This is a genomic window from uncultured Campylobacter sp. (assembly GCF_938045205.1).
Lineage (GTDB): Bacteria > Campylobacterota > Campylobacteria > Campylobacterales > Campylobacteraceae > Campylobacter_B.
Genome location: NZ_CALIMY010000114.1, coordinates 1 through 9,918, shown reverse-complemented (window position 1 = coordinate 9,918; position 9,918 = coordinate 1). Strand labels below are relative to the sequence as shown.

Below are 9,918 nucleotides of genomic sequence, written 5' to 3'. Positions count from 1 at the left end.
GCTTTAGCACGCGCGAAGGAGGCGTAAGCGGCGGAGCTTACGCGAGCTTAAATTTAGGGGATCACGTGGGAGACGATCCGCAAAACGTCGCGCAAAACCGCGAAATTTTAGCCACCGCGCTCGGCATCGAGCCTCGAAATTTAAAATTTATGCGCCAGATCCACTCAAACAAAGTTGAAATTTTACGCGCAGCTAGCGATGAAATCCCGCCCTGCGATGGGCTTGTGACCGATCTGCACGGCGTGGCGCTGTGCGTGCTGGTAGCGGACTGCTCGCCCGTTTTGATCGCGGACGAGCGGCGTGGCGTGGTCGCTGCGGTGCATGCGGGGCGTGCGGGCGTGATAGGGCGGATCTGCACGAATGCGATAAATTTGATGAGCGAGCGCTTTGGCTGCGTCGCTGCGGAGCTGAAGGTATTCGTGGGTGCAAATATCAAGGCGCGAAATTACGAACTTGGCGGGCTTGATCTGGGCGAGTTTGAGCGCTACAAAACGCAGGGGTGCTTTGATATGAACGCCGCGTTGCGCGACGAGCTCGCAGCTGCGGGGGTGCGAAACGTTAAATTTGATCCGCGCTGCACCTTCGAGAGCGAGCGGCATTTTTCATACCGCAGAGATGGCGTCACGGGGCGCTTCTGCGGCTTTGTGATGAATAAAATTTAATCTAAAATTCATGCATTTTAATTGTAAATTTGTTTAGATAAAAGGGGTATTTGTTGTGAAATCTTAAGCAAATTTGCATGCGTCAGAATAAAAACAAAACACTATATAAGTTATGTAAAATCGCATAACAATCAAGCTTGTTTTAATAAAATTTTAAATATAATTCTTATTTCATTTCACACGCATCAATCCTTGATTTAGTTGTAAATTTAGAGCAAATTTACGGGCGGATGCGGAGGAATAAACTAAATTTCGGGGAAACCCACAAGGAGAAAACTCATGGTAACAATGAGAGATTTGCTAGAGTGCGGCGTTCATTTCGGACACCAAACGCGCAGATGGAATCCGAAGATGAAAAAATTCATTTTCGGCGAGAGAAAAGGTATCTACATCATAGATCTACAAAAAACTATCCGCTACTTCCGCTACACTTATAATATCGTACGCGACGCGGCTGCCGAGGGCAAGACAATACTTTTCGTAGGCACCAAAAAACAAGCCGGCGCGACGCTAAAAGAGTACGCCGAGAAGTGCGGCATGCCTTATGTGAGCCACAGATGGCTAGGCGGCATGCTGACGAATTTTTCCACTATCAAACAATCGATCCGCAAGCTCGAAGTAATCGAGACTATGGAAGAGGACGGCTCGATAAATTTATTAACCAAAAAAGAGGCGCTAATGCTTCGCCGCAAAAAAGAGAAGCTCGAGCTTTATCTAGGCGGCATCCGCAATATGAAGGGCTTGCCTGATATGATCTTCGTCATCGACGTCGTAAAAGAAAAGATCGCCGTAGCGGAAGCTAATCGCCTAAAAATGCCGGTTATCGCGCCTTTGGATACGAACTGCGATCCGGACGTAGTCGATTTCCCGATACCCGGCAACGACGATGCGATCCGCTCGGTTCAGCTTTTCTGCCAAGAGATGGCTGAGGCGATCAACGAAGGTAAGGCGCTTCGCGATCAAGACGCAAGCGAGGATGGCGAGCAGAGCGAAGCCGTCAGCGACGAGGAGAAAGAGGAAGTCGTAGCTGAGGCGATGAGCGAAGAGGATTTTGACGTAAGCGAGGACGAAGAGTAATGGAAATCAGCGCGCAAATGGTAAAAGAGCTCCGCGAAAGCACCGGAGCGGGGATGATGGACTGCAAAAAGGCTTTGGTTGAAACAGACGGCGATATGGATAAGGCCGTCGATCTACTTCGCGAAAAAGGTCTCGGAAAGGCCGCTAAAAAAGCCGACCGCTTAGCTAGCGAAGGTCTAGTGAGCGTCGAAGTGGGCGCGGATCACAAGATCGCAACCATAAGCGAGATAAATTCTGAAACCGACTTCGTGGCTAAAAATCAAAATTTTATAAATTTAGTAAAAAATACCACTCTACATATCCAAAGCAAGGGCATTAGCAGCATTGATGAGCTAAATTCCAGCATCATCGACGGCGTTAAATTCGATGAGCATCTAAAAAGCCAGATCGCTACGATCGGTGAAAATTTGGTCGTTAGAAGATTTGAGACGATTAAGGCGGGCGCAAACGGAGTAGTAAACGGCTACCTGCACTCAAACGGCCGCGTAGGTGTAATCATCGCAGCAGCTTGTGACAGCGAGCGAACTGCGGAGGGTGCGAAGGATCTTATAAAAAATCTCTGCATGCACGCAGCTGCGATGAAACCGCAGGTCATCAGCTATAAAGAGCTTGATCCCGATTTTATTGAAAAAGAATTCTTAGCTCTTAAAGGCGAGTTTGAAAAGGAAAACGAGGAGTTTGTGCGTTTAGGTAAGCCCCTTCATAAGATCCCGCAGTTCGGCTCGCGCGCGCATCTAAGCAATGAAATTTTAACCAAAGAGATCGAAGTTTTAAAAGACGAGCTTCGTAAGCAAAATAAACCTGAAAAAATTTGGGATAAAATTTTACCGGGTCAGATTGATCGCTTCATCGCTGATAATACCCAAATCGATCAGCGCCTCACGCTGCTAGGGCAATTTTACGTCATGGACGATAAGAAAACCGTCGAGCAGGTGATTGACGAAGAGGCTAAAAAACTAGGCGGCAAAATCGAGATCGTAAAATACGTCCGCTTCGAAGTGGGCGAGGGTCTAGAGAAAAAGAGCGAAGACTTTGCTGCCGAAGTAGCGGCTCAAATCGGCTAAATATGGAACTTCTAAAGGGCGTAAATCTCACTCACGCGTATGATTATACGCTCTTTGAAAATGTAAGCTTAAGCATTCAAGAGGGCGAAAGCATCGCTATTTTAGGCATTAGCGGCTGCGGCAAATCGACCCTGCTTCATATTTTATGCACGCTTTTAAAACCAAACTCGGGCGAAGTGATCTACGGCGGGCGCAGTATTTACGAGCTAAGCTCTGATGAGAGACTTAAAATTCGCCGTAACGACTTTGGCATAATATTTCAATCCCACTACCTTTTTAAGGGCTTCTCCTCTGGCGAAAATATTGAACTTGCCGCCAAACTTACGAATAATGCGATAGATGATGAAATTTTAAAAAAGCTTCAGATCGAACATACTTTAAAGCAAGGCGTGGGCGAGCTTAGCGGCGGACAGCAGCAGCGCGTGAGCATCGCTCGCATACTTTGCAAAAAGCCGCGCATAATCTTTGCCGACGAGCCTACTGGAAATTTAGACAAGGATACCGCAAACGAGGTCATGGACGTGATCTTTGATTACGTAAAATCCAGCCGTGGCGCACTCGTGCTCGTGACTCACGATGAGAATTTAGCGCAAAAATGCTGCAAAGTTTATCGCCTAAATAACCGAAATTTAGCGCAAATATAAGCAATTAATAACCAAAAATATCTTACAATAGCCCAAATTCTTTCTAAAAGGTCATAAATGAAAATTCTACTTGACAATCACAATGAGCAGGTTGCAAGTGTCGTAAATATTTGCTGCGAGCGCATCGGTGCGGATCTGGTAGCATATAGTGCGGACGAGAGTGAATATGATTTGACGATAAAAAATTATGAAGATGGCGACGATATTTCAAAATTTGATCTTAATAAAACGCTGTTTCTGACGCCTAAAAACGTCTCGGTGCCAGGAGCGCGATATACCCTTACCAAGCCTTTTTCGCCGCTTGAGCTCATTACGTTTATTAGCGAATTTTCGGTTCAAAATATGAGCGTGCAGGCTAAAGAAAAAATGGCGAAAGAATTTGCCGATGCAAGCTCTGTGATGAAAGAGATTGATGCGATTGACCAGGCAAATTCCGCTTCGGGCAGTAATTTTGAAGAGCTCGTGGATAACTTTTATGACTCCGGCAAGGATATACCGCTTTCACAGCTGGCAAACGATATAGCGCCCGAGATTGCAGATGATGTGCCGCTTTCGCAGTTGCTAGGTGATATGCCGCGCACGGACGAGATCGCAGATGATATTCCGCTCTCGCAGCTTGCAGATGAAGCAGCTCTTGCGGACACCATCGCCGATGATGCGCCGCTTAACGCCGTTGCAGAAAAGATTGCGGATAATATCGCAGATGATATGCCTCTAAACTTAGTTGCTAGCGATATCCCTGAGGATGTACCGCTAAATAGTATCAGCGCAAGCGAGTCTGCCGAAAGTAATCACGCTCCTCAAGATGAAATTCCACTCGCAAAGGATGACGCTCCGATAGCTTTAGCAGCGCTAGACGATGAAAATCCTAAGAATTTCAAAACAGATAAATCGCAGACAGAAGATGAAATTCTTGTCGCACAGGCAAGCGAAACTTTACCGCTTGCTCAGCAAGACGAGTCGCAAAGAGCTGGCAGCTCTAATGAAACTGCTGTTGAAAAAAAGGCAGACGCTGCGCCTAATTTAGAGGAAGCGAAAGACTCTGCGGACGTTACGCTTAAACAGCATGAATCAGATGGCTCATTTGCCTATAAAACAGAGGAAAAAAATTCTGCCTCGCAAGTAGTGCAAGATGCAGCTGGCGCGTCTGTTAACAGCGGATTTGATATGGATTTTTCCAGGCTTTTCGATAGTGCTGGCATGCCCGTAGAGGAGTTTGGTGGATATGATAATTTTGCCGCGGCTGCGTTTGCTTCTGATGAAAAAGAGGATAAAAAATCTGCGCATGATAAAAATAAAGCGGCTACGGATTTTCAAAAGACGCAAATTTCGTCTCAATACGAGGTCACTTCAGATACGCCGATTGCGCTAGCGGGTGCGGGCGATATACCTCGCGAAAATCTTTATAACGCCGTTCCGTTTCAAAGCATGGAATTTACTGGCGGACTTGCACAGAATACGCTTATGTCTGCTCATAATGAAGCAGGGGATTCAATTGGCGCAAATTTCGCAGCTTCCGCGAATTTCGTAGCTTCTGCAAATTCTAGCAATACCGGGATTATAAATTCTACTCCTGCGCCAAATTTTTCGGAGCTAAACTTGCCGCACATATTAGATGCCTCAGATTTACCGAAGCAAAGCGAACAATCTGATAGCGTTGCCGGCGGGTTTGCGGACGGATTTTTGCGCGCTATGGAGGGTGATTTTGCAAACTCGTTTGCCGCAAACTCTGCGGATAGCGAGCAATTTAAATCCGGTAAGCCTACAAAGAGCGCCGCGCAGCAGATAAAATTTAATGCTTCAAAGCCTATATCAAAGCCTTCGGAGCGCACCGAATTTAAATCTCCTAAATTTGGCGCGTCCGAGCAGGTAAATGAGATGAAATTTGGCGCGCAAGCTATGCCGAATGAGCTTGCCGCTTCGGCTGCGGCGGAGTTTGCCAGCCTTATGGCAAGCGAGTTGGAGCATAGCGCCAAAAGCGAGCCGCTGCGTAACGAGCATAGTAAAAAACCGAGCGCAGAGGAGCTGAAAACCAAACTGCGCGATGATCTGGAAGCGGGCATCGCAAGTACGATCGAGAAATTTGCGGGCAGTAAGGACGCCAAAGACGCGCTGAAGGACTTTAAGATCAATATCGATATATCGTTTGGAGATCGGTAGTGCGGGGCAAAATTTTGCTCGTTTCCGGTCCAAGCGGTAGCGGCAAAAGCACGCTCATAAAGCGTCTTATCGCAGAATTCGGCGGGCAGATATACTTCTCGATCTCCTCTACGACGCGCGAAATGCGTGCGGGCGAAGCGGACGGCGTCAATTATCATTTCATAAGCGAGAGCGAGTTTCGCGCAGGCATCGATCGCGGAGAGTTTTTAGAGTGGGCGTTAGTTCATGGCAAATACTACGGTACTTCGCTAAAGGCCGCTACGAGCGAGCTTGAGCGGGGTAAGATCGTGATTTTTGATATCGATGTGCAAGGATATGAGATCGTGCGTAGCAAAGTGCCTAAAAGCGAGCTTACTAGCGTATTTATTACTACGCCGAGCTTGTCGGAGCTTAGGGATAGGTTGCGTGCTCGTGGCGATAATGATCCCGCCGATATTGCTTTACGCCTGCAAAACGCGCAAGAGGAGATGGAGCGCCTAGGTGAGTATGATTATTTCATAATAAACGACCGCCTGGAAGCGGCGTATGAAAATTTAAGATCAATCTACAAAACTATTAAACTAGAAACGGCAAGCCGCGACATAGGCAAGCTAATCGAAATTTGGAAAATTTAAAGGAGAAAAAATGGGCGTAAGCGTTCAACAACTGCTAATTATCTTAGTGATCATCGTGTTGCTTTTCGGAGCTAAAAAGATCCCGGAGCTCGCAAAGGGTGTAGGCAAGGGCATTAAGACCTTCAAAAAAGAGATGGAGGACGACACGCCTGAAAAGGTCGAGAAAAAGGCCGAGGAAGAGATCAAAGACGCCGAAATTAGCGATAATAAGAAGGCGTAAAGGATTTGAAAAATTTAGTCTTAAACGAAATTTTTAAAATTTTATCTCGCGAAGTCGTTTTAGAAAAGCCCAAAGATAAAAGCTTGGCCCATTATGCCTCGCCCGAGGCTTTTGCGCTGGCTAAGGAGCTGCGAAAGGCGCCTAAGCTCATTGCCGAGGAGCTTGCGGCTAAATTTAAAGATAGCGAAATTCTAAGCACCACGGCGGTGAACGGCTATCTAAATTTTCACCTAAAGCCCGCCGTGTTGGGTGCGCTTGCTGAAAATGCTCTTAGATTGGGCGGCGATTTTGCGAAAAACGACGCCGAGCTTGGACGTGGAATTTTACCGGCTTCGGAAAGGATTTGCGCGAGCGAGCCTGCTAGCAAAGGCTCCGCTACGAATTTGGCTGCGAACGGCAATGACGCCGCCAAATCGCAAAATTCCGCCACTAGGCAAAATTTTATTTTGCAGAATTCCGAAGAGGCGTCAAATTCCGTCGTAGCATCAAATTGCGATGAGGCGCGGAATTCCGCCGCTGCGCCGCAAAAAATTTTGCTTGAATACATCAGCGCCAATCCGACCGGTCCGCTTCATATCGGGCACGTGCGCGGCGCCGTTTACGGCGATACGTTCGCGCGCATCGGGCGCTATCTGGGGCACCGCGTCGATACCGAGTACTACATCAACGACGCGGGCAATCAGATCGAGCTTTTGGGCACTTCGATCGCGCTTCGTGAGCGCGAACTCGCGGGCGAGGACGTGAACTATCCCGAGAAATACTACCGCGGCGAGTATATAGACGAGATCATCCCTCTTGCGCGCGCCCAATTCGGCGATGAAATTTTCCGCGACGAATCGCGGATCTTGCAGCTTGCGGAGTTTGCTAAGGACGAAGTGCTAAAGATTATCCAAAAAGATCTCGCAGATGCGGGCATTCACATCCAAAACTGGGCTAGCGAAAAGAGCCTCTACGGCGAGCTTGAGCCTACGATTAAGAAGCTTGAGCGCAGCGGCAAGATGTATGAGGCGGAGGGTAAAATTTGGATCCGCTCATCGCAGCTCGGCGACGAAAAAGATCGCGTCGTCATCCGCGAGGATGCGCGCCCGACCTATCTTGCGGGCGACATCGTCTATCACAACAACAAATTTGGGCGCGGATATGAGCGCTGCATCAACATCTGGGGCGCCGATCATCACGGCTATATCGCGCGATTAAAGGCTGCCGTGCATTTTCTGGGCTACGACGAAAGCAGGCTCGAGATCATCCTAATGCAGATGGTAAATTTGCTCAAAGACGGGCAGACCTACAAGATGAGCAAGCGCGCGGGCAACGCGATTTTGATGAGCGACGTGCTCGCTGCGATCGGCAGGGACGCGATGCGATTTATCTTTATCAGCAAAAAGGGTGAGACGCCGCTTGAGTTCGACGTGGACGAGCTCGCGCGCGAGGACAGCAGCAATCCGATCTTCTACATCAACTACGCCCACGCGCGGGTCAATCAAATTTTTACCAAAGCGGGCAAGCGCGAGACGGATGTCCTAGGCGCGGACTTCGGCACGCTGGATGAAGCCGGGCTAGGCCTAGCTTTTGCGGCGCTTGGTTTAAATGAAATTTTAAACGACGCCTTTAATTCGCGCGGCTTACAGAAGCTGCCCGATTTCCTAAAGGCACTCGCGGCAGACTTTCACAAATACTACAACGAAAGCCGCGTCGTAGGCAGCGAGAATGAGGACGCGAAGCTCAAGCTGTTTGCGCTCGTGGCGCTTAGTATCCGCACGGCGTTTGCCCTGATGGGCCTAAACGCGAAAGAGAAAATGTAGCCGCACAGGCTACATTCGCGCCGATAGCCTAAATCTCACGAACGAAATTTTATGATTTAAATACAAAGCGAAATTTTACTTAAAATTTATAGCTATGAAATTTTAAAGCTAGTTCTAAATTTACGGCTCGTAAAATTTCGATTTTAGAATTTTGCGGGCGGTTTCGCAGTATTGCTACTGCACCGTTCGTAAAATTTAAATTCGGCTGCAAATTTACTGCTTGCGGAATTTTGAAATTTTAAAATTTTGCGGCGTGGAAGTTTTAAGTAAAATTTTAAAACAAGGCTTAAGGTACTAAAATTTTTGTGCAGATTAGATTTTCATACGACGAAATTTAATTCGTAAAATTCTCCTTGGCGGGATTTGCCTGCAAGAGTACTCCTTGAGCCCCGCGGCGCATCGCCGCAAAAAGGATAGATATGAGAAAGATCATCGACATAGCGGCGCTTTCGATTGCCGTTTGCATCTTGGTTATGGTACTTTTTTTGCCGTCACCCGTTTTGTCGTTCAAATGCTACCGCGGCGATGGCGTAAGCTGTGCGCAGCTGGGGCGCGACAAGCTTTCCCGCGGAGATTACGATGGCGCCAGGCTCGCTTTTGCCAAGGCTTGCGAGGCGGGCGAGAAAGATAGCTGCTTTGATTTGGGAGCTCTATACGACGGCGAGGGCAATGCGACGCAAGCGGGCGTATTTTATGCCGCAGCGTGCGATAAAAACGTCGCCATAGCCTGCCACAAGCTAGGCAACCTGTATCAGCGAGGGCGCCTAAGCAGGGACTTCGTTGCCGCCGCGCAGCGTTACGTTAAGGCCTGCGATTTGGGCTATGCCAAGAGTTGCCACAATGCGGGCGTGGTCTATTACACGGGCGGTTTCGGGCTTGCGGCGGATCCGGCAAAGGCGGTGAGCTTTTTCGAGCGAGGCTGTGACGGCGGGCTAGCGGACAGCTGCTATAACGCCGGCGTTGCGTATGATAAGGGCCTCGGCGCGCCGCAGGATCGCGACAAGGCGGAGAAGCTTTACACCAAATCCTGCGAGCTGGGCTTCGGCGATGCCTGCAATAATTTAGGCTATTTGTATGTGAGCAAGGGGGATCTGCGCGGATTTTCCAAGGGGCTTGGATGGGTCAAAAAGGGCTGCGACGCGGGCAATAAAAAATCCTGCCAGCTCTACGAATTCATGAAAAACCAAATTTTAAAGAAGTAGGCGCTTGGTAGCCCGGCGCACATTTGCCGATTTGCACTGCCTGCCGTGCACGCCATCTGTTTTTCACTGCTCGCCGTGCGCTGTCCGTCGCGAGTTTCTGTTTTGTGCTGTTTGCCGTACGCTGTTTGTTTTGCACTGCTCGCGCCTTGCACCGCCTGTTTGCCCTGCTTGTCGCGTGGTATTAATTTTGCGGCGGCTTCTGCGATACTACCGCGACGGGTTTGTGAGCTTTTGTAGCGCGCGCAATTTCGCCGAGATTTTACGACGTGCGAAATTCGGCAAGGCGTAGATAGCCCATGCATGCGATTAGTTAAATTTAGCGGCGGAGCTTTACTTGAAATTCTATCGCTATGAAATTTTAAGGCTTAGCTCTAAATTCAGGACTCGCAGAATCTCAACTTTAAAATTTTACGGACGGCGCTGCAAGCAAGGTATAAATTTAGATTTTAAAATTTTACGGCGCGGAATTTAGC

11 protein-coding genes are annotated in these 9,918 nt (G+C 48.4%); 9 read left to right on the top strand and 2 right to left on the bottom strand.

Annotated features, from left to right (window positions below; translation table 11 throughout):
• The 8 genes from Q0198_RS07155 to argS all read left to right on the top strand — a co-directional run.
• On the top strand, positions 1 to 662 hold a 662-nt coding region (locus Q0198_RS07155; protein ID WP_297896477.1), incomplete at its 5' end, for a polyphenol oxidase family protein.
• A gap of 279 nt (positions 663 to 941) precedes the next feature.
• A complete protein-coding gene (gene rpsB, locus Q0198_RS07150; protein WP_297896475.1) occupies positions 942 to 1,739 on the top strand; it encodes a 30S ribosomal protein S2 in 798 nt (265 codons plus the stop codon).
• A complete protein-coding gene (tsf, locus tag Q0198_RS07145; protein WP_297896472.1) occupies positions 1,739 to 2,803 on the top strand; it encodes a translation elongation factor Ts in 1,065 nt (354 codons plus the stop codon). Before rpsB ends, tsf begins: the two co-directional genes overlap by 1 nt.
• A 2-nt stretch (positions 2,804 to 2,805) precedes the next feature.
• Positions 2,806 to 3,447 carry an ABC transporter ATP-binding protein gene (locus Q0198_RS07140; protein ID WP_297896470.1) on the top strand — a complete coding sequence of 214 codons (642 nt, stop codon included), beginning with the start codon at positions 2,806 to 2,808 and terminating at the stop codon, positions 3,445 to 3,447.
• Positions 3,448 to 3,504: 57 nt separating this feature from the next.
• Positions 3,505 to 5,607 carry a hypothetical protein gene (locus Q0198_RS07135; protein WP_297896469.1) on the top strand — a complete coding sequence of 701 codons (2,103 nt, stop codon included), beginning with the start codon at positions 3,505 to 3,507 and terminating at the stop codon, positions 5,605 to 5,607.
• Positions 5,607 to 6,221: a guanylate kinase gene (gene gmk, locus Q0198_RS07130; protein ID WP_297896467.1), complete on the top strand. Its 615-nt coding sequence runs from the start codon at positions 5,607 to 5,609 to the stop codon at positions 6,219 to 6,221. The genes Q0198_RS07135 and gmk overlap by 1 nt, the downstream gene beginning before the upstream one ends.
• A 10-nt stretch (positions 6,222 to 6,231) precedes the next feature.
• Positions 6,232 to 6,441 (top strand): twin-arginine translocase TatA/TatE family subunit, encoded by a 210-nt coding sequence (gene tatA / locus Q0198_RS07125; protein WP_297896465.1) that lies wholly within the window; start codon positions 6,232 to 6,234, stop codon positions 6,439 to 6,441.
• Between the two features lie 5 nt (positions 6,442 to 6,446).
• A complete protein-coding gene (gene argS, locus Q0198_RS07120) occupies positions 6,447 to 8,243 on the top strand; it encodes an arginine--tRNA ligase (protein WP_297896463.1) in 1,797 nt (598 codons plus the stop codon).
• A gap of 79 nt (positions 8,244 to 8,322) precedes the next feature.
• Here the strand turns inward: argS and Q0198_RS07115 are convergent, their stop codons facing one another.
• A complete protein-coding gene (locus Q0198_RS07115; RefSeq protein ID WP_297896461.1) occupies positions 8,323 to 8,454 on the bottom strand; it encodes a hypothetical protein in 132 nt (43 codons plus the stop codon).
• Positions 8,455 to 8,662: 208 nt separating this feature from the next.
• Between Q0198_RS07115 and Q0198_RS07110 the strand changes: the two genes are divergently transcribed.
• Positions 8,663 to 9,445: a tetratricopeptide repeat protein gene (locus Q0198_RS07110; protein WP_297896459.1), complete on the top strand. Its 783-nt coding sequence runs from the start codon at positions 8,663 to 8,665 to the stop codon at positions 9,443 to 9,445.
• Here Q0198_RS07110 and Q0198_RS07105 read toward each other — a convergent pair.
• Positions 9,409 to 9,747: a hypothetical protein gene (locus Q0198_RS07105; RefSeq protein ID WP_297896457.1), complete on the bottom strand. Its 339-nt coding sequence runs from the start codon at positions 9,745 to 9,747 to the stop codon at positions 9,409 to 9,411. The genes Q0198_RS07110 and Q0198_RS07105 overlap by 37 nt on opposite strands.
• Between the last annotated feature and the right edge of the window lie 171 nt (positions 9,748 to 9,918).